At 68.2% G+C, this 18,309-nt stretch carries 17 protein-coding genes and 1 tRNA gene; 17 read left to right on the top strand and 1 reads right to left on the bottom strand.

Going from position 1 to position 18,309, the window contains the following annotated elements:
- Positions 1-696 (bottom strand): TRIC cation channel family protein (locus E3T33_RS09350; RefSeq protein WP_134575201.1); only part of this gene is annotated, 696 nt, incomplete at its 3' end.
- 78 nt (positions 697-774) lie between these two features.
- Here E3T33_RS09350 and recO point away from each other — a divergent pair.
- The 17 genes from recO (at position 775) to E3T33_RS09265 (ending at position 17,540) form a co-directional block, all read left to right on the top strand.
- Positions 775-1,497: a DNA repair protein RecO gene (recO, locus tag E3T33_RS09345; RefSeq protein WP_092324545.1), complete on the top strand. Its 723-nt coding sequence runs from the start codon at positions 775-777 to the stop codon at positions 1,495-1,497.
- The gene (locus E3T33_RS09340) at positions 1,494-2,318 is read left to right on the top strand and encodes an isoprenyl transferase (protein ID WP_092324543.1); all 825 of its coding nucleotides are present in this window, start codon (positions 1,494-1,496) and stop codon (positions 2,316-2,318) included. The genes recO and E3T33_RS09340 overlap by 4 nt, the downstream gene beginning before the upstream one ends.
- A gap of 38 nt (positions 2,319-2,356) precedes the next feature.
- Positions 2,357-3,031 carry a DsbA family oxidoreductase gene (locus E3T33_RS09335; protein ID WP_092324542.1) on the top strand — a complete coding sequence of 225 codons (675 nt, stop codon included), beginning with the start codon at positions 2,357-2,359 and terminating at the stop codon, positions 3,029-3,031.
- A complete protein-coding gene (locus E3T33_RS15675; RefSeq protein WP_277870634.1) occupies positions 3,028-3,159 on the top strand; it encodes a hypothetical protein in 132 nt (43 codons plus the stop codon). Before E3T33_RS09335 ends, E3T33_RS15675 begins: the two co-directional genes overlap by 4 nt.
- Before the next feature lie 106 nt (positions 3,160-3,265).
- On the top strand, positions 3,266-4,447 hold the full coding sequence (dusB, locus tag E3T33_RS09325; RefSeq protein ID WP_134575200.1) for a tRNA dihydrouridine synthase DusB: 1,182 nt from the start codon (positions 3,266-3,268) through the stop codon (positions 4,445-4,447).
- Positions 4,440-5,690 carry a deoxyguanosinetriphosphate triphosphohydrolase gene (locus tag E3T33_RS09320; RefSeq protein WP_174775326.1) on the top strand — a complete coding sequence of 417 codons (1,251 nt, stop codon included), beginning with the start codon at positions 4,440-4,442 and terminating at the stop codon, positions 5,688-5,690. The genes dusB and E3T33_RS09320 overlap by 8 nt, the downstream gene beginning before the upstream one ends.
- A gap of 24 nt (positions 5,691-5,714) precedes the next feature.
- On the top strand, positions 5,715-7,580 hold the full coding sequence (gene dnaG, locus E3T33_RS09315; RefSeq protein ID WP_134575199.1) for a DNA primase: 1,866 nt from the start codon (positions 5,715-5,717) through the stop codon (positions 7,578-7,580).
- Positions 7,581-7,756: 176 nt separating this feature from the next.
- The gene (locus E3T33_RS09310; protein WP_134575198.1) at positions 7,757-9,394 is read left to right on the top strand and encodes an ABC transporter substrate-binding protein; all 1,638 of its coding nucleotides are present in this window, start codon (positions 7,757-7,759) and stop codon (positions 9,392-9,394) included.
- Between the two features lie 97 nt (positions 9,395-9,491).
- Positions 9,492-10,595 carry an ABC transporter permease gene (locus E3T33_RS09305; protein WP_134575197.1) on the top strand — a complete coding sequence of 368 codons (1,104 nt, stop codon included), beginning with the start codon at positions 9,492-9,494 and terminating at the stop codon, positions 10,593-10,595.
- 2 nt (positions 10,596-10,597) lie between these two features.
- Positions 10,598-11,674, top strand: a complete 1,077-nt coding sequence (locus E3T33_RS09300) for an ABC transporter permease (protein ID WP_092324534.1) — start codon at positions 10,598-10,600, stop codon at positions 11,672-11,674.
- Positions 11,671-13,359: an ABC transporter ATP-binding protein gene (locus tag E3T33_RS09295; RefSeq protein WP_134575196.1), complete on the top strand. Its 1,689-nt coding sequence runs from the start codon at positions 11,671-11,673 to the stop codon at positions 13,357-13,359. The genes E3T33_RS09300 and E3T33_RS09295 overlap by 4 nt, the downstream gene beginning before the upstream one ends.
- Positions 13,360-13,363: 4 nt before the next feature.
- Entirely contained in the window at positions 13,364-14,269 is a 906-nt protein-coding gene (locus E3T33_RS09290; RefSeq protein ID WP_134575195.1) for an ATP-binding cassette domain-containing protein, read from the top strand.
- Positions 14,253-15,290 carry a D-isomer specific 2-hydroxyacid dehydrogenase family protein gene (locus tag E3T33_RS09285; protein ID WP_134575194.1) on the top strand — a complete coding sequence of 346 codons (1,038 nt, stop codon included), beginning with the start codon at positions 14,253-14,255 and terminating at the stop codon, positions 15,288-15,290. Before E3T33_RS09290 ends, E3T33_RS09285 begins: the two co-directional genes overlap by 17 nt.
- Positions 15,291-15,369: 79 nt before the next feature.
- Positions 15,370-15,442 (top strand) — tRNA-Asn (locus tag E3T33_RS09280).
- An 83-nt stretch (positions 15,443-15,525) separates the two neighbouring features.
- The gene (locus E3T33_RS09275) at positions 15,526-16,401 is read left to right on the top strand and encodes an ATP-binding protein (RefSeq protein WP_092324529.1); all 876 of its coding nucleotides are present in this window, start codon (positions 15,526-15,528) and stop codon (positions 16,399-16,401) included.
- Between the two features lie 12 nt (positions 16,402-16,413).
- Positions 16,414-17,238, top strand: a complete 825-nt coding sequence (locus E3T33_RS09270) for an AzlC family ABC transporter permease (RefSeq protein ID WP_092324527.1) — start codon at positions 16,414-16,416, stop codon at positions 17,236-17,238.
- Entirely contained in the window at positions 17,235-17,540 is a 306-nt protein-coding gene (locus E3T33_RS09265) for an AzlD domain-containing protein (protein ID WP_092324526.1), read from the top strand. The genes E3T33_RS09270 and E3T33_RS09265 overlap by 4 nt, the downstream gene beginning before the upstream one ends.
- The last annotated feature ends 769 nt before the right edge of the window (positions 17,541-18,309 follow it).

Raw genomic sequence — 18,309 nt, 5'->3', positions numbered from 1 at the left:
CGCCGCGCGCGGCGCCGGGCGGCCCTCCGTGCGGCCGTCCGTGCGGCGCCACCGCGGCCAGCTGCCGATCGCCCGCTGCTGCGGGAGGCTCCATCCGTACCGCGCCGAGAGCACCCGGATGACGGTGGTCGCGACAACGCAGACGATCCCGGCGATCGTGATCGGCACATCCAGCAGGAAGAGCATGACGAGCAGGCCGCTGCCGACTCCCGCGGCAACCGCGTAGTGCGAGCCGACGTGCATGACCGCGATGGGCACGTTGAGCATCATGTCCCGCACGGCCGAACCGCCGACGGCCGAGACCACGCCGACGAAGAGGGAGGGGACCTCGGGGAGACCGGCGGCGAGCGCCTTCGAGGTGCCGATGGCGCCGAACAGCCCAATCGTCACAGCGTCGAGCCCGATGATCAGTGGGCCCAGACGGTTGAAGTGGCTCTGCAGCAGCATGCCGAGGAGCGCAGCGCCGGTCGCCACCGGGAGGTACCAATTGCTCAGCAGCGCGGCCGGAACGCCGCCGAGGAAGATGTCGCGCAGGAGTCCGCCGCCCAGGCCGACCACGACGCCGATCAGGGCTACGCCGAGCAGGTCGAACCGGGCGTCCTTGAAACGGCCGGCGAACATGGCGCCCTGGATCGCCCCGATCCCGACGGCGGCAAGGTCGAGCCAGAGGGGAATCGTGAAAAGGGTGGAGGGCACTAACAACTAGTACCACGCAACGAGCCCGCCGACCGCGCCCTTCACCCGCTCCCCGGCCGATAGTGGGAGAATTGCCCCGTGCCTGTCTACCGTGATGAAGCCGTCGTGCTGCGCACCCACAAACTGGGTGAAGCCGACCGCATCGTCACCCTGCTCACCCGGCAGCACGGCAAGGTCAGGGCCGTCGCCAAGGGGGTCCGGCGCACAGCGTCGAAATTCGGCGCCCGGCTCGAACCATTCATGGTCGCCGACGTGCAGCTGTATGAGGGCCGCAGCCTCGACATCATCACCCAGGCGGAGTCGCTCGGTTCCTACGGTGCCCTGATCACGGCGGACTACCCCAGCTACACCGCGGCCAGCGTGATGGTCGAAACCGCCGACAAACTCACCGAGTCCGAAGGCTCCCTGCAGCAGTACCTGCTGCTCGTCGGCGCGCTCCGCTCGCTGTCGCGTCGCGAGCACGGCGCCGGCCTCACCCTCGACTCGTACCTGCTCCGAGCCCTGTCGATGGCCGGTTGGGCGCCGAGCTTCCAGGACTGCGCGCGGTGCGGCACGGTCGGCGACCATTCCGCCGTCGTCGTGCAACTGGGCGGCATCGTCTGCGATGACTGCGCTCCGCCCGGGTCGCCGCGCCTCGATGTCGAGGCGGTCGCCCTCCTGAGCGCCCTGCTCACCGGAGACTGGGAGCACGCGAAGGCCACACCCGAGCGCACCCAGGCCCAGGCCACCGGCGTCGTCGCCGCGTACACGCAGTTCCACCTGGAACGCGGCCTCCGATCACTGGAGCATGTCAGCAAATGACCCTGAACCCGTTCAGCCGCGGCCCCAAACCGTTCACCCACAAAGACGCCGTCCCCTTCAAACCGCTCGACTGGACGGGCCTGTACCCTTCGTCGCTGCCGTCCGGGGCCGTTCCCGGGCACGTCGCCGTCGTCATGGACGGCAACGGCCGCTGGGCCAACGCCCGCGGCCTGCCCCGCGTCGAGGGGCACAAGGCGGGGGAGGCGGCGCTGCTCGACGTCGTCGCCGGGGCCATCCAGATCGGCGTGAAGCAGCTCAGCGTCTACGCGTTCTCCACCGAGAACTGGAAGCGCTCGCCCGACGAGGTCCGCTTCCTGATGGGCTTCAACCGGGACGTGCTGCACCGCCGCCGGGATCAGCTGAACGAGTGGGGGGTGCGCGTGCGGTGGGCCGGCCGGAAGCCCCGGCTCTGGGCATCCGTCATCAACGAACTGCAGTATGCCGAGAGGCTCACCGCCGGCAACGACGTGCTCACGCTCACCATGTGCGTGAACTACGGCGGCCGCACCGAGATCACGGATGCCGTGCGCGCCCTCGCCGAGGACGTCGCCGCGGGCAGGCTGAAGCCGTCCGGCATCACCGAGAAGGCCATCCAGCGGCACCTGTACACCGCGGACCTGCCCGACGTGGACCTGTTCGTGCGGAGCTCCGGCGAGCAGCGCACCAGCAACTTCCTGCTCTGGCAGAGCGCGTACGCCGAAATGGTCTTCCTCGACACGCTCTGGCCGGACTTCACCCGCGCCGACCTCTGGCAGGCCATCGAGCTGTACGCCTCACGGAACCGCCGCTACGGCGGCGCCGTCGACACGCCCGCCACCTGAGCGGGAATATTCCGACGACCGGGCACGGTTGCGCCAGAGTGAGCGAAACCATCAAAGTAGACATCTGGTCCGACGTGCAGTGCCCCTGGTGCTACATCGGGAAGCGCAAGTTCGAGGCCGGGGCCGCCCTCTTCGGCGCTGACATCGAAGGCGGGGAGATCGAGGTCGAATATCACAGCTTCGAGCTCGCACCGGATACCCCGGTCGACTTCGAGGGCAGCCCGGTCGAATACCTGAGCCAGCGCAAGGGACTGCCGCTCGCGCAGGTCGAAGAGATGCTCGAACGCGTCACCGGGATCGCCGAAAGCGTCGGTCTCCACTACGACTATGACGCCGTGCACCAGACCAACACGGTCATTTCCCACGAGCTGCTGCACTACGCCAAATCCCGCGGGCGCCAGCTCGACATGAAGGAAGCCCTGCTCAAGTCGTACTTCGTCGACGGCGGCCACGTCGGGCGGATCGCGGATCTGGCCGACCTCGCCGAGGGCATCGGCCTGGACCGGGCAGACGTCGTGCGGGCGCTCACCGACCATGAATTCCTGGGCGACGTCAAGGCGGATGTCGCCCAGGCCACCGCCTACGGCATCCAGGGCGTCCCCTTCTTTGTGATCGACGGACGATACGGCATCTCCGGAGCGCAGGATCCTGATACCTTTGCCCAAGCCCTCCGCCAGGCGCGGACCGATAAATCCGAGGAGAACAGCGCATGACTGACGCAACCACCACCCAGGAAGTCCCCACCGACGCCACCGACGCCACCGACGCCACCGTCCCCGAGATCGAGCTGCTCGGTCAGTCCGGCGGCGGCTGCTGCGGCGGCTCCGCCTGCGGTTCCTAGCCCCGCCACCCACCGCGAAACCGCAGTTGTGCGCGTTATGGCGCGTTCATATCGAGCACAACTGCGGTTTCGCGGTGGTATTTAAAGTCTGGGAGAATTGATGACGATGATTCCTTCAGCAGCGACTACGCCGGCAGGCACAGCGACTACGCCGGCGCTACGCATCGGCCCCCTTGAACTCGACGTCCCCGTCATCCTGGCGCCCATGGCCGGCATCACCAATACCGCGTTCCGCAGGCTGTGCCGCGAATTCGGCGCCGGGCTTTATGTCAGCGAGATGATCACCTCCCGCGCCCTGGTCGAACGCACGCCGGGCTCGATGCGACTGATCAATCACCACGAGAGCGAATCGACGCGCTCCATCCAGCTCTACGGGGTCGACCCGAAAACGGTCGCCGAGGCCGTCACCATGCTCGTCGCCGAAGACCGGGCAGACCACATCGACCTGAACTTCGGATGCCCGGTCCCCAAGGTCACCCGCAAGGGCGGGGGAGCGGCGCTGCCGTGGAAACTCGGCCTGTTCCGTCAGATCGTCGAGGCAGCGGTGAAGGCGGCGGGTCCGATTCCGCTCACCATCAAGATGCGCAAGGGCATCGACTCCGACCACCTCACCTACCTGGAGGCCGGCAAGGCGGCCGAGGGCGCCGGCGTCGCGGCGATTGCCCTGCACGCCCGCACCGCAGCCGAGTTCTATTCCGGCCAGGCCGACTGGTCGGCCATCGAAAAGCTCAAGAATGCGATCTCCGGCCCGCCCGTGTTGGGCAACGGCGACATCTGGTCTGCCGAGGACGCCCTGCGGATGGTCGGGGAGACCGGCTGCGACGGCGTCGTCGTCGGCCGGGGCTGCCTGGGGCGCCCGTGGCTGTTCGGCGACCTGGCCGCCGCCTTCCGCGGTGACCTGGAGACGGCGAAAATTCAGCCCGACCTCGGCCAGGTCGCGGCGACCTTCTATCGGCACGCGGAACTGCTCACCGAGTTCTTCGACAGCGAAGAGCGCGCCTGCCGCGATGTGCGCAAGCACGTGGCATGGTACTTCAAGGGCTACCCCGTGGGCGGAGACCTCCGGGCCAGCCTGGCCACGGTGGGCACGCTGGCCCAGCTCGAAGAGCTGCTGGCAACCCTCGACGGCACCCTGCCCTACCCGGGTGAAGGCGCCGAGGGGCCTCGCGGTCGGGCCGGGACGCCGAAGAGAACGGCGCTGCCGGAGCACTGGCTGGATTCCCAGGAGCTGGCCGGAGCGGAACGTGCCAATCTGACCGAGGGTGAAGGGGACACAAGCGGTGGCTAACGCTACGGGGTACGGCACGCACGACGAGGAGCGCTGGCTGCCGGAGGAACACAATTCGGGCCGCAGCGATTTCGCGCGCGACCGCGCCCGCCTCCTGCACTCCAGTGCCCTCCGTCGCCTGGCCGCGAAGACGCAGGTGCTCAGCCCGACGGCTGGCCTCGACTTCGCCCGCAACCGGCTGACCCACTCGCTCGAGGTCGCCCAGATCGGCCGCGAGCTCGCCCTGCGGCTCGGCCTCGACCCCGACATCGTCGACACGGCCTGCCTCGCGCACGACATCGGGCATCCGCCGTTCGGCCACAACGGCGAGAAGGCGCTCAACACCTGGTCGCTCGACGTGGGCGGGTTCGAGGGCAACGCCCAGACCCTGCGCCTGCTCACCCGCCTCGAACCCAAGGTCTTCGGCGACGACGGCCGCAGCTACGGGCTGAACCTCACCCGGGCCAGCCTCGACGCGAGTTGCAAATACCCGTGGCCGGAGGGCTCCTCGGTCAATGACCCGAGCGGCCGCGCGAAGTTCGGCTTCTACGCCGAGGACGTCGCCGCCTTCGAGTGGCTGCGCAGTGGGGCGCCGGACCGGCAGCTCTGCATCGAGGCCCAGGTCATGGACCTTTCTGACGACATCGCCTACTCCGTGCACGATTTCGAGGATGCCGTGGTGAACGGCTATGTGGATGTCGCCGCCCTGGGCAGCAGGGTCGACCACGACGAACTCGTCTCGTCGATGTACGAGTGGATCGGCGGCGAGCTCACCTACGACCAGCTGATCCGGGCCTTTGACCGCCTGGACTCCCTCGATGTCTGGCTCGACGGCTGGACCGCCGGCCGGCGCGATCAGGGGCGCCTGAAGAACCTCACCAGCCAGCTCATCGGCCGATTCTCCGGCGCGGCCGTGCGGGCAACGCGCGAGGCCTACCCGGGGGAGCGCCTCATCCGGTTCGGGGCGCACGTGGTCGTGCCGATCGAGATCCAGGCCGAAATCGCGGTGCTGAAGGGCATCGTGGCGGCCTTCGTGATGACCCGGAACACGCGCAAGCCGATCTACGTCCAGCAGCGGCAGGTGCTCACGCTCCTCGCCGACGCCCTGCTCGCCACCGGCGACGCTCAGCTCGACCCCGGCTTCCGCGAGGACTGGCAGGCCGCGCCGGATGACGACGCCCGCAAGCGGGTCGTCGTCGACCAGGTGGCCAGCCTCACCGACCAGTCCGCACTGGCCTGGTACGAACGTCTCGTGCAGGACTGACATGGGCGGGAGGAGCATTCAGCCATGGCAGGCCTGATCCGACAGAGCGACATCGAAGAGGTCAAGGCCCGCACGAACATCGTCGACATCATCGGCGACTACGTGAGCCTCAAGTCCGCCGGCGTCGGATCGATGAAGGGCCTGTGCCCCTTCCACGACGAACGCAGCCCCAGCTTCCACGTGCGCCCCCAGGTCGGTTTCTACCACTGCTTCGGCTGCGGCGAGAGCGGCGACGTCTACTCGTTCCTGCAGAAGATGGACCACGTCAGCTTCTCCGAGGCCGTCGAACGGCTGGCCGGCCGGGTCGGCCTGCAGCTTCACTACGAGGACGGCGGGGGAGCCCCCGACCACAGCAACCGCGCCCGCCTGCTGGCCGCCAACCAGGCCGCCGCCGACTTCTTCGTCGAACAGCTCGGCAGCACGGGCGCACAGATCGGCCGCACTTTCCTCGGCGAGCGCGGCTTCGACGCCACAGCCGCCGAACGATTCGGGGTCGGTTTCGCTCCCAAGAGCTGGGATGAGCTCACCAACCACCTGCGCGGCAGGGGATTCTCCACAGAGGAGCTCACCCTCTCCGGCCTCGTCTCCAGCCGCGAGGGGTCGAGCGGCGTCTACGACCGGTTCCGCGGCCGGCTGGTGTGGCCCATCCGGGACATCACCGGGCAGACCATCGGCTTCGGGGCGCGCAAGCTGCTCGAGGACGACAAAGGCCCCAAGTACCTGAACACCCCGGAGACGCCGGTCTACCACAAGGCCCAGGTGCTCTACGGCCTCGACCTGGCCAAGCGCGACATCTCCCGCAGCCACCAGGTCGTCGTGGTCGAGGGCTACACCGACGTGATGGCCTGCCACATGGCCGGGGTCACCACGGCCGTCGCCACCTGCGGCACCTCGTTCGGCGTCGACCACATCAAGGTGCTGCGCCGCGTGCTTGGCGATGACAGCCGCCTCGGCGAGGTCGTTTTCACCTTCGACCCGGATGCCGCCGGCCAGAAGGCCGCCGTCCGCGCGTTCAGCGAGGAGCAGCGCTTCGCCGCGCAGACCTTCGTCGCCGTCGGGCCGGACGGCCTCGACCCGTGCGACCTGCGCTTGCACCGCGGCGACGACGCGGTGCGCCGTCTTGTCGACTCGAAGAAGCCGATGTTCGAGTTCATGATCCGCCAGCTGCTCGGCCAGTACAACCTCGACACGGTCGAGGGGCGGGTCGCGGCCCTCCGCGCCGCCGCGCCGATCGTCGGCGACATCCGGGACCCGGCGCTGCGTCCCGGCTACACCCACGAGCTCTCCAGGATGCTCGGCATGGAGCTGGGCGAGGTGAAGAAGGCCGTCACGGCCGCCCAGTCCCGCGGCCGCGCCCCCGAGCCCGCCGCCGTGGCGAGTCGCCGGGAGGGCGCTGACAGCGCCCCGGCCGAGAAACCCTTCTCGCTCCTGGAGCTGCCGACCGACCCGGTCACACGCCTGGAGCGGGACGGCCTGATGGCGATCCTGCAGCATCCGGGCGTCGTCACCCCCGAGCTCCTGGCCCGCGCGGTGCACACGACGTTCGCCAACCCGTCACTCGCCGTCGTGCGGGACGGGATTCTCGCCAGCCTGCCGCACGTGGCGGCCCCGGACTGGCTGGACCTTGTCGTCGCCGAGGTGCCGGAGCAGCTCGCGAACCTGGTCAGGCAGCTGGCCATGGCGCCGCTGCCCGAACGCACCCAGCGCGACATCGATCGCTACGTGCGAGACATCACGATCGCCCTGGTCGACCGAGACCTGCTGCGACAGAAGGCGGAGCTGCTGGGCAGATTGCAACGCACGGATGCCGCCAACCGCGAGGTCTACTCCACCCTGCAGCGTGAACTCGTGCGCGTCGAAGCCGAACGGCGCAACCTCCGCGAGGAGTGAAGTCCGTCGCTGGGCGACTCGGTTAGGTTGCAGGTCTGTAAAGATGCCCCGTGTGGCGCCACTGAACCGCCCGTTCTGTGCTAATTCTATGCTTACAGCTATGCACGGCTGCCGTTATCGCGCGCGCCGGGCATAAGACACACCTAAGGAATCACCTACAGGAAGAGGTTTCGGATATGACATCCGCATCCACAAACCGCAAGCGCGCACTCGCTGCATCGGCTGCCTTCGCAGCCGCGGCACTCGTGCTTGCAGGCTGCTCCGCCGGCGGCTCAACCGGCGGCGACACCAAGGCCGGCGGACCGATCACCATCGGCACGACGGACAAGGTCACCACGCTTGACCCGGCCGGCTCGTACGACAACGGTTCGTTCTCCGTTCAGAACCAGGTCTTTCCCTTCCTGATGAACACCCCGTACGGCAGCCCGGACGTCGAACCCGACATCGCGACCAAGGCCGAGTTCACGGCGCCGACCGAGTACACGGTCACCCTGAAGCCTGGCCTCAAGTGGGCCAACGGCAACGACCTCACGTCCTCCGACGTGAAGTTCAGCTTCGATCGCCAGCTGAAGATCGCCGCCGACAACGGGCCTTCCTCGCTGCTCTACAACCTCGCCAGCACCGCGGCGCCGGACGACACCACCGTCGTCTTCACCCTCAAGGCCGCCAATGACCAGATCTTCCCGCAGATCCTGTCGAGCCCGGCCGGCCCGATCGTCGACGAGGAGTCCTTCTCCGCCGACGCGCTGACGCCCGACGACGACATCGTGGAGGCCAACGCCTTCGCAGGCCAGTACGTCATCACGAGCTACGACTTCAACAACCTCATCGGCTACAAGGCGAACAAGGACTACGAGGGCCTCCTCGGAGCCGCGGAGACCGACGTCGTCCGTGTCAAGTACTACACCGAGGCCTCGAACCTGAAGCTCGACGTGCAGGAGGGCAACATCGACGTTGCATTCCGCAGCCTGTCGGCCACCGACATCGAGGACCTGCGCGGAAACGACAAGGTCAAGGTCGTTGACGGACCGGGTGGCGAAATCCGTTACATCACGTTCAACTTCGACACGCAGCCGTTCGGTGCGAAGACCGCCGACGCCGACCCGGCCAAGGCACTGGCCGTGCGCCAGGCTGTCGCCAACCTCGTCGACCGTGAAGAAATCGCCGACCAGGTGTACAAGGGCACCTACACCCCGCTGTTCTCCTTCGTTCCCGAGGGCCTGACCGGCGCCACGGAGTCCCTCAAGGGCCTCTACGGCGACGGCGAGGGCGCACCGGACGCCGACAAGGCGAAGGCTGTTCTCGAGGATGCCGGCGTGACCACCCCGGTCGACCTCAACCTCCAGTACAACCCGGACCACTACGGCCCCGGCTCCGCCGACGAGTACGCACTCGTCAAGGACCAGCTTGAGGCTTCCGGACTGTTCTCGGTCAAGCTCCAGTCGACCGAGTGGGTTCAGTACGCGAAGGACCGCACCACGGACGCCTACCCGGCGTACCAGCTCGGCTGGTTCCCGGACTACTCCGACGCCGACAACTACCTGACCCCGTTCTTCCTCGAGGGTGGCTTCCTGAAGAACCACTACAACAACCAGGAAGTCAACGACCTGATCCTGAAGCAGGGCGTCACGGCTGACCCGGAGGAGCGCGCCAAGCTGATCGAGGAGATCCAGGACAAGGTCGCGGCCGACCTGTCGACCGTGCCCCTTCTCCAGGGCGCGCAGGTTGCCGTCACCGGAAAAGACGTCGCGGGCGTGGAAGACACGCTCGACGCGTCGTTCAAGTTCCGCTACGCCGCTTTGTCCAAGGGTTAAGCGATTCAGAGACTAGAGTCTTCTCTAGTTCGGTAAGTGGGGGTGCCCGGCGTTCTCGCCGGGTGCCCCTTCTCTTTGTAATCGTGAGGTAAGAAGAATGACCACTGTGGCAACGACGCCGGCAGTCCCGGCCGGCCGGCCGGCTGGGCGCAAGAGCAAACCAGCCGGGGGTGGGATCGGGCGCTACCTGCTGATCCGGTTCCTGCTCATCTTCCCGACCATCTTCATCCTGGTCTCCATGGTGTTCTGGCTGATGCGCGCCACCGGTGACCCGATCACGGCGGCCCTGGGCGGACGCCTGGGTCCGGAGCAGCTGGCGGAACGGATCCACGCGGCCGGCTACGACCGTCCGATCCTGGTGCAGTACGTCGAGTACCTCGGCCAGATCTTCACCGGCAACTTCGGCACCACGATCAGCACGAACCGTCCGGTCTCCGAGGTGCTCCTGACCTACGGTGTGGCCACTGCGGAGCTCGCGTTCTACGGGCTCCTCGTCGCGTTCATCGTCGGCATTCCGCTCGGCATGGTCGCCGCGTACTTCCGGGACAAGGGTCAGGACGCGCTCCTGCGGGTCTTCGCGATCCTCTGCTACGCCACCCCGGTGTTCTTCTCCGGCCTGCTCTTCAAGCTCGTCTTCGCGGTCTGGCTCAACGTGCTCCCCGTCGCCGGGCGCGCCACGACCGGCTCGGAACTCGAGATGCAGCTCCTGACGAACCCGACAGGCCTCTACACGATCGACGCCATCCAGGTTGCCTTTCAGGCCGGGAACACCGACGTGCTCATCGACGTGCTCCAGCACGCCGTGCTGCCGTCCCTTGCCCTCGGCCTCCTTACCGCCGGTGTCTTCCTGCGGCTCGTCCGCACGAACGTCATCGGCACGCTCGGCACGGACTATGTCGACGCAGCCCGGTCGCGCGGAGTGAGCGAGTTCCGGCTCGTGAGCAAGCACGCCTATCGTCCGGCGCTCATCCCGATCATCACCGTCATCGGCCTGCAGATCGCCTTGCTGCTCGGCGGCGCGGTGCTGACCGAGACCACCTTCGAATGGAAGGGCCTCGGCTTCGTGCTGATTGAGTTCATCAAGGCTCGCGACTACGTCGCCGTGCAGGGCATCGTCGCCCTGCTCGCCGTCATCGTCGCCCTGTCCAACTTCATCGTCGACATCATTGCGGCGATCATCGACCCGAGAGTGAGGTACTAGTCATGACCTCGACCTCCGACCTGACAGTCCCGCGCAAGCCCGGCCTGTTCTCCCGCCTGCCCGTCATCCACCAGTTGCGCCAGAGCGTCGGACTGCAGCGCGGGATGCTCGTCGCCGGCCTCGTCATCACCGGCGTCTTCATCCTGACCGCGATCTTCGCCCCCCTGCTCGCACCCTACGGCTTCAGCCAGTTGCGTGATGAGAGCGGCCGGTTCGGTTCGCAGCAGCCCCCGAGCGGCGAGCATCTCTTCGGCACAACGGTGGGCGGGTACGACGTGCTGTCCCGGGTGCTCTGGGGTGCGCAGACTGCGATCTTCGTGATCGTTGTCGCCGTGGTCCTGTCAATCTTCGCCGGTGTGGTGCTCGGCCTGGTCTCCGGATACTTCGGCGGCTGGCTCGACCGCGTGCTCGTCGTCGTCTCCGACGCCGTGTACGCCTTTCCGTCGCTGCTGCTGGCCATCGTGATGTCGATCGTGATCTCCGGTGGGCGGTCCGACCTGATCGGCGGTGTGCTGGCCGCGGCGATCTCGATCACCGTGGTGTTCATCCCGCAGTACTTCCGGGTGATTCGCGCGGAAACCGTGCGGATCAAGGCGGAAGCCTACGTGGAATCCGCTCGCGTGCTCGGCGCCAGCAACAGCCGGATCATGTTCCGGCACGTGCTGCGCAACGCCACCCGCACGCTGCCGCTGATCTTCACGCTCAACGCCTCCGAGGCGATCCTCACCCTCGCGGGTCTCGGCTTCGTCGGCTTCGGCATCGAGCCGACCGCCGCGGCCGAGTGGGGCTACGACCTCAACAAGGCCCTGTCGGATGTCACGAGCGGGATCTGGTGGACGTCACTGTTCCCCGGCCTCGCGATCGTTCTCGTGGTGCTCGGCATCACCCTTGTGGGCGAGAGCCTCAACGACCTGGCCGACCCGCGTCTGCGTGGCCGACGCCGCGTCGCCCAGGCGTCGGGTCTGGTCGCAGAAACCTCCGTCGTTCCCGGTGGCACCCTCGTCGCCGGCCCCGGTGGCCTGGACGGGCTGGAGAGCAACGCAACGCACCCCGACACAGGATTGGAAACCAGGCCATGAACAATGTCCTCACGATCACGAACCTGGGCATCTCCTTCGCCACGGACGCCGGCGCGGTCAAGGCCGTCGACGACGTCAGCCTGACCGTCGCCCCCGGTGAAGTCCTCGCCATCGTCGGGGAGAGCGGCAGCGGAAAGACCGTCACCGCCAAGACGATCCTCGGCCTGCTGCCGGAGACGGCGACCATGAACGGCGCCGTCATCCTCAGCAGCAAGGACGGCTCCAGCGAGAGCAACATCGTCTCGCTCACCAAGCAGCAGCTGCGCCAGGTGCGCGGCACGGACGTCTCGATGGTCTTCCAGGAGCCCTCGACCGCGCTGAACCCGGTGTACACCGTCGGCTGGCAGATCGCAGAGGGCATCCGTGCCCACGGCCAGTTCAGCAAGAAGGAGGCCAGGGTCAAGGCGATCGAGATCCTCGGTCGCGTCGGCATCCCCGACCCCGAGACCCGCGTCAACTACTACCCGCACCAGTTCTCCGGCGGGCAGAAGCAACGCGTCGTCATCGCCATGGCCCTGGTGCTCGACCCGGGGCTCATCGTCGCGGACGAGCCGACGACGGCGCTCGACGTGACCGTGCAGGCCGAAATCCTCGACCTGCTCCGCCGCGTCCGCGCCGAATTCGGCACCGCAATCGTGTTGATCACCCACAACATGGGTGTCGTCGCCGACCTGGCCGACCGCGTCGCCGTGATGTTCGAGGGCAAGGTGGTCGAAGAGGCCCCGGCGCAGAAGCTGTTCAGCTCGCCCCAGCACGAGTACACGAAGAAGCTGCTGGCGGCCGTGCCGCACGTGGGGCAGGGCATCGTCCGGGCCGCGGCCAGGGCGGAGGCTCGCGCACCCGGCTGGGCCGAGCAGACGCCCGTCGTCGAGGCCAAAGACCTGCGGATCGAATACCCCGGCCGGCTCGGCCGCCACGGCTTCACGGCGGTCGACGGGATCAGCTTCTCGATCCGCCCCGGCGAGGTGCTCGGCCTGGTCGGCGAGAGCGGATCGGGCAAGACCACGACCGGTCGCGCCATCGCCGGCCTGACCCGGGTCACGGGCGGCTCGCTCAAGGTCCTCGGTCACGAGATGCACGGGTTCAAGGAACGAGAGTTCAAGAAGTTGCGCAGCGACATCGGCTTCGTCTTCCAGGACCCGGCGTCGAGCTTCAACCCGCTGCTGACCATTGCCGAATGTGTCGCGGAGCCGCTCGTCGTGCACGGCCGGGCGTCCAACCCCGGGGCGGCCCGGGCGCGGGTGAACGAACTCCTCGAGGCCGTTCAGCTGCCACGCGCCTACGGCGACCGTTACCCGCACGAGCTCAGCGGTGGGCAGCGCCAGCGTGCCAGCCTGGCACGTTCCCTCGCCCTCGAACCCTCGTTGCTTATCGCCGATGAGCCCACGTCGGCCCTGGACGTCTCGGTTCAGGCCCGCGTGTTGGAGCTCTTCGCGGAACTTCAGCGGGAGTTCGGCTTCGCGGCGCTGTTCATCAGCCACGACCTGGCCGTCGTCGACATCCTCGCCGACCGCATCGCTGTGCTGTACAAGGGCAAGCTGGTGGAGGAGGGCACCGGCGCCGAAGTCCTCGGCGCGCCGAAGGATCCCTACACCCAGCGGCTGCTCGCTTCGCTGCCGGTGCCGGATCCGGCCGAACAGGCCCAGCGTCGGGAGGGTCTGCGCAAGCTGCGTGCGGCAGGATAGACCCATGACACGCGGCGCCGCACCGGACTACCCGATCACCACGAGTGACCTCACGATCGAGTACCCGGCTCATGGTGCCAGCCCGGCCTTCGTGGCCGTGCATGGGCTCACCCTGCGCGTCGCGCCCGGTGAGGTGCTCGGACTCCTCGGCGAGAGCGGCTCGGGTAAGAGCACGATCGCCCGCGTGCTCTCCGGCGCCGCCTATTCGGGCGGCTTCGGGGGAGTGCGGGCGCAGATCACCGGGGGAGAGGCGGCGGTGCTCGGCATCCCGCTCCGGCGGATCGGCCGACGGGCGCTTGCCCGCCTGACCTACGGGGTGGGCCTGGTGGCGCAGGACGCCGCAGACACGCTTCCGCCCAGCATGACCGTCGCCGAGATCGTCGCTGAACCCGTGCTCGAACGGGACCAGCGCTTCGACCGCAAGGAACTCGACACCCGGGTTGCCACGATGGTGGACGCGGTGCGGCTGCCCTTGTCCCTGCTCGGCAAGTTCCCCTACGAGCTGAGCGGCGGGCAGCGCCAGCGCGTCGCACTGGCCCGGGCCCTCGTGTTCGGCCCGTCGCTGCTCATCGCCGATGAGCCCACCGCCGGAGTTGACGTCACCGTGCGCAACGCCGTGATCGACCTGATCGGTGAGCTGCAGCGCGAACGAGCCTTCTCGGCGCTCGTGATCAGCAGCGACCTGGCCGTCCTGCGCCGCGTTGCGAACCGGATCGGCGTGATGTACCAGGGCGTCCTGGTGGGTCTCGGCACGATCGACGAGGTCTTCGACAACCCGTGGCACCCCTACGTGGCGGGTCTCGGGGCTGCACTGTCCGGAGAAGGACCGGCCGCCCGGGTGCACCTCAACGAGGCCGAGGAGGCCGCGGCGACCGGGAGCGGGATGGCGGAGCATGTCCACGGATCCTGAGACCGTCGCTCAGGCGACGACCGTGCGCTTGACGGGGCAGCACCGGGCCGTGCTGGCCGGCGGCGTCACCGCGCTTCCGCCGGCGGAACGACCCACGCCCGGCCCCATCGCGGTCCTGCCGACTGCCTCCGGGGTCTTCGCCGCGGCCGTTCGCGACGCCGGCGGCCAGGTCGCCGAGCTCTCTGCCGAGACCCGAGGGCTGATCTGGCTCTCGTACAGCCGTGCCGACGATCTCGGGGCCACGCTGGCGGCGAACCCCCAGATCGAATGGGTGCAGCTGCCCTGGGCCGGGGTCGACGGGTTCAGCGGTGTCCTGGCCGCACAGGCCCGGCCCCGACTGCTCTGGACGAGCGCAAAGGGTGCCTACGCCCAGCCAGTCGCCGAGCACGCGCTGGCGCTCACCCTCGCCCTCTTGCGCGTGCTGCAGAAACGCGCGCGGGCAGCAAACTGGAACGCCGTTCCCGAGGGCAGTTCTCTGTACGGCCGTAACATCGTGATCATCGGCGCCGGCGGCATCGCGCTCGAACTGATCCGCCTCATCGCACCCTTCGGCGCCGTCGTCACGGTCGTCCGCCGAATCGCGGCGCCGGTGCCCGGGGCCGCGCGCACCGTGCAGACGGATGCCCTCCACGACGTGCTCCCCGATGCGGACGTGGTCGTCGTGGCCGCCGCGCTCACTGCCGGAACCCGGCAGCTGCTCGGCGCCGAGGAGTTCGCCCTCATGCCGGCGCACGCGAACCTGGTCAACGTCGGCCGGGGAGCCCTCGTCGACACCGACGCCCTCGTGGCTGCCCTCGCTGCGGGCGAGATTGCCGGTGCAGCGCTCGACGTGACCGATCCGGAGCCGCTGCCGGACGGGCATCCGTTGTGGAGCGAACCTCGCTGCCTGATCACGCCGCACATGGCCGACACGCCCGAGATGACAGCGCCCCTGCTCGCCGAGAGAATTCGCCTCAATACGCGTGCTTTCCTTGACGATGGGCGCTTCGTCGGCGTTGTCGACCCCCGGTCCGGCTACTGACGGGCCGAGTGGATTTGGCACACGGTGAACCTTTGGTAAAGTAGCAACGCTGTGTTCAAGCGTTTCATGTTCAAAGCATTCCTCGATAGCTCAATTGGCAGAGCAGCCGGCTGTTAACCGGCAGGTTGTTGGTTCGAGTCCAACTCGGGGAGCGAAAGGCCGTTCCGGGCTCCACCCTGGACGGCCTTTTTTCTTCCCTCGCCGCAGAAGGCGTGCACGACGAAAGGCGGTTCGGGTGGACCCCTGGCTCATCCTCAGTGCCGTCCTCGCCCTGACTGTCGCGGCGCTGCTCGTGCTCTGGATCAGGGCCGCCGCGAAGGCCCGGCACACCGTCTTCGACCGCATTGCCGCCGAACGCCTGCGCATCGAGCTGGAGCTCGCCCTCGCCGAGCAGCAAGGGCGCCTGGGCATCATCGGCGAGCTGCAGGATGGCGCCATCCTCTCGCTCGCCCAGCTGATCACGCGCGCCGAGGGTGCGAAGTACGCGGCCAGGAGCGACCCGTCGACGGTCGTTCGTGCGGCGGCCGCGCTCGTCGACGACGGGCGGATCGCCCTGGCCGATATGCGCCGGGTGCTGACGCTCGTGCGCGACGGTGAAGCATCCAACCGGCCAACGCCAAACCTGCAGTCCACGGAAGACCTGGTTCGGGTCATGCGGGATGCGGGGCTCGAGGTGAGCCTCACGGAGTCGGGGGAGAAGTTTCCGCTGAAGCCGGGGGCAGAGTTGGCGATCTACCGGATCCTGCAGAGCGCGCTGGCCAACACACTCGTCCACGGCGGCGTCGGCACCTCGGCACGGATTTCCTTCACCTGGACCCAGGGCGGTCTGCAGCTGCTCGTCGATGACGATGGCATCCGGGCCGCCGCCCGACGCGAGGGAGGCAGCGAGGGCGACATCGCGGCACGCACCTCGTACACGATCGATGATGATCTGAAATCTCTCAGTGGCAGCCTCACCGGCGCCGGCCTCACCCAGATGCGGGAACGCACCCAGGCTTTCGGCGGCGTCTTCAGTGCGCGCACGGTACCGGGCGTCGGTTTCTCGGTGTCGGCAATTTTCCCCTCGCTGCGGTTCCACAACGGCGTCCACGGCGTCGACCTCGGTCGCTGAAGGGCCGCCCACATGAATGACCCCGGCGGCTTCGACCGCCACCACAGGTCGGCCGCGCGAGCCGGCCTGGCGGTCGGCCTCGCTACCGCGGCCTACGGGATTTCTTTCGGGGCGCTGTCGGTGGCGTCCGGTCTGGACATCTGGCAGACCTGCTTCATCAGCCTCGTCATGTTCTCGGGAGGGTCGCAGTTCGCCCTCGTCGGGGTTCTTGCCGCCGGCGGTGCGGCAGCCGGTCCCGCCGCCATTGCCGGTGCGGCCCTCCTGGGCACGCGCAACGGCATCTACGGGATCCGCACCGCGCCCATCGTCGGCGGTGGCCCGTGGAAACGGCTCGCCGCCGCCTGGATCACCATCGATGAATCAACCGCCGTTGCCCTCGCCCAGCCGACGCCCCGCAGCCGGCGGACCGGTTTCTGGGTGACCGGCATCGCCGTCTTTGTGGGCTGGAACCTCACCACACTGGCGGGCGCGCTTATCGGCGAGGCACTCGGTGATACGCGTGCCTTTGGTCTGGATGCCGCGGCCGCCGCCGCATTCGTCGGTTTGCTCTGGCCACGACTGAAGCGGGTGCAGGCGGGAGCGGTGGCTGTCGCCGCGGCAGTGGTCGCGGTGGTTCTGACCCCCGTGCTGATGCCCGGCCTGCCCGTGCTGGTCGCCGCGCTCGTCGCGGTCGCCATCGGCCTGTTCAATTGGCTGGGGACACCGGATGGCCCCGCACCGGTTCCCGGCGCGGCCCCGTCGATGTCCGACGCCACCCTGCCGGTTCCGGAAGACGTCCTGCCGGTTCCGGGTGCCGCCCTGCCGGCGTCCGGCACGCGCGTGGAGACGGCCTCGTGACGTTCTGGCAGATCATCATCCTCGCTTCCATCGCGGTGCTGGCCCTCAAGGTCGCCGGATACCTGGTTCCGCCCAGCCTGCTGGAGAAACCCGCCGCGGCACGCGTGGCCGACCTCTTGACGATCGCCCTCCTGGCTGCCCTCGCGGCCGTGCAGACCTTCGGCGCCGGCGAGGAGATCGTGGTCGACGCCCGGGTTCCCGCGGTCGTCGTGGCGATCGCACTGTTCGCGCTGCGCGTGCCGTTCATCCTGGTCGTTATTGCGGCGGCAGGCGTCGCGGCGGGGATCCGGGCGCTGTCGTGAATTGCGCTCCGTCCGCCTAGGCGCTGTTTGACCGGACACTGCCAGTCGTGTCTGTGTCTGTGTCTGTGTCTGTGTCTGCGTCCGCCTCGATGGCGGGGAGGGTGACGGGGGAGCTAAGGTGCAGGGCCGCTTTGCTGGCGAGGCGGATCGGGGTTTGGCCGGGATCTTTCCCGAGTGGGGGAACGAGCCAGTAGGTTCCGGTTGCCTCTCGTGTGATCGTCCAGCCTTCGTTATGGAGGCGGAGATGGTCTGGTCTGCAGAGCAGGATGCCGTCGGCGATGTTGGTGAGGCCGACCNGGCCGACCTTGGCGAGCCATTCGTTGATGTGATGCGCTTCTGTCCAGGAGGGGGGTTTGTCGCAGCCGGGCCAGAGGCAGCCGCCGTCGCGGACGGCGAGGGCGAGTTTTTGGCGTTCGGTGAAGAGGCGTTTTTCCCGGCCGATGTCGACGACCTGGTCGTCGTCGAAGGCGATCGCGGTGAATCCGTCGCAGAGGTGCCGGTCGATGTCGGCTTGGGGGATCGGGTCGGGGTGGCCCTCGATCGCGCCGTGGTCGTGGAGTGCGCCGTGGTCGGTCGTGCTGCCGTTCCCGGTCGTGGTCGTCCCGTTCCCGGTCTGGCTCGTCCCGTTCCCGGTCTGGGTGCCGGGGGTGCCCCGTTGCACGACCACTCGTGCGGTGGGCCGGGAGCCGGAGAACACGGTGCCGGGGTCGGCGTTGACGGCGATGTGGATGAGTTCGATGAGGGTTTCGGCGTGGATTTGGTTGGTGCT

Source organism: Cryobacterium sp. TMT1-2-1 (assembly GCF_004403955.1).
GTDB lineage: Bacteria > Actinomycetota > Actinomycetes > Actinomycetales > Microbacteriaceae > Cryobacterium > Cryobacterium psychrotolerans.
The sequence above is the reverse complement of the archived record's forward strand: the minus strand, read 5'-3'. Positions and strand labels throughout refer to the sequence as shown.

Coding starts and splice junctions, on each gene's coding strand:
- E3T33_RS09340 (WP_092324543.1), top strand. CDS start 1,494: ATGACCCTGAACCCGTTCAGCCGCGGCCCCAAACCGTTCACCCACAAA.
- E3T33_RS15675 (WP_277870634.1), top strand. CDS start 3,028: ATGACTGACGCAACCACCACCCAGGAAGTCCCCACCGACGCCACCGAC.
- dusB (WP_134575200.1), top strand. CDS start 3,266: ATGATTCCTTCAGCAGCGACTACGCCGGCAGGCACAGCGACTACGCCG.
- dnaG (WP_134575199.1), top strand. CDS start 5,715: ATGGCAGGCCTGATCCGACAGAGCGACATCGAAGAGGTCAAGGCCCGC.
- E3T33_RS09310 (WP_134575198.1), top strand. CDS start 7,757: ATGACATCCGCATCCACAAACCGCAAGCGCGCACTCGCTGCATCGGCT.
- E3T33_RS09305 (WP_134575197.1), top strand. CDS start 9,492: ATGACCACTGTGGCAACGACGCCGGCAGTCCCGGCCGGCCGGCCGGCT.
- E3T33_RS09300 (WP_092324534.1), top strand. CDS start 10,598: ATGACCTCGACCTCCGACCTGACAGTCCCGCGCAAGCCCGGCCTGTTC.
- E3T33_RS09295 (WP_134575196.1), top strand. CDS start 11,671: ATGAACAATGTCCTCACGATCACGAACCTGGGCATCTCCTTCGCCACG.
- E3T33_RS09290 (WP_134575195.1), top strand. CDS start 13,364: ATGACACGCGGCGCCGCACCGGACTACCCGATCACCACGAGTGACCTC.
- E3T33_RS09285 (WP_134575194.1), top strand. CDS start 14,253: ATGTCCACGGATCCTGAGACCGTCGCTCAGGCGACGACCGTGCGCTTG.
- E3T33_RS09270 (WP_092324527.1), top strand. CDS start 16,414: ATGAATGACCCCGGCGGCTTCGACCGCCACCACAGGTCGGCCGCGCGA.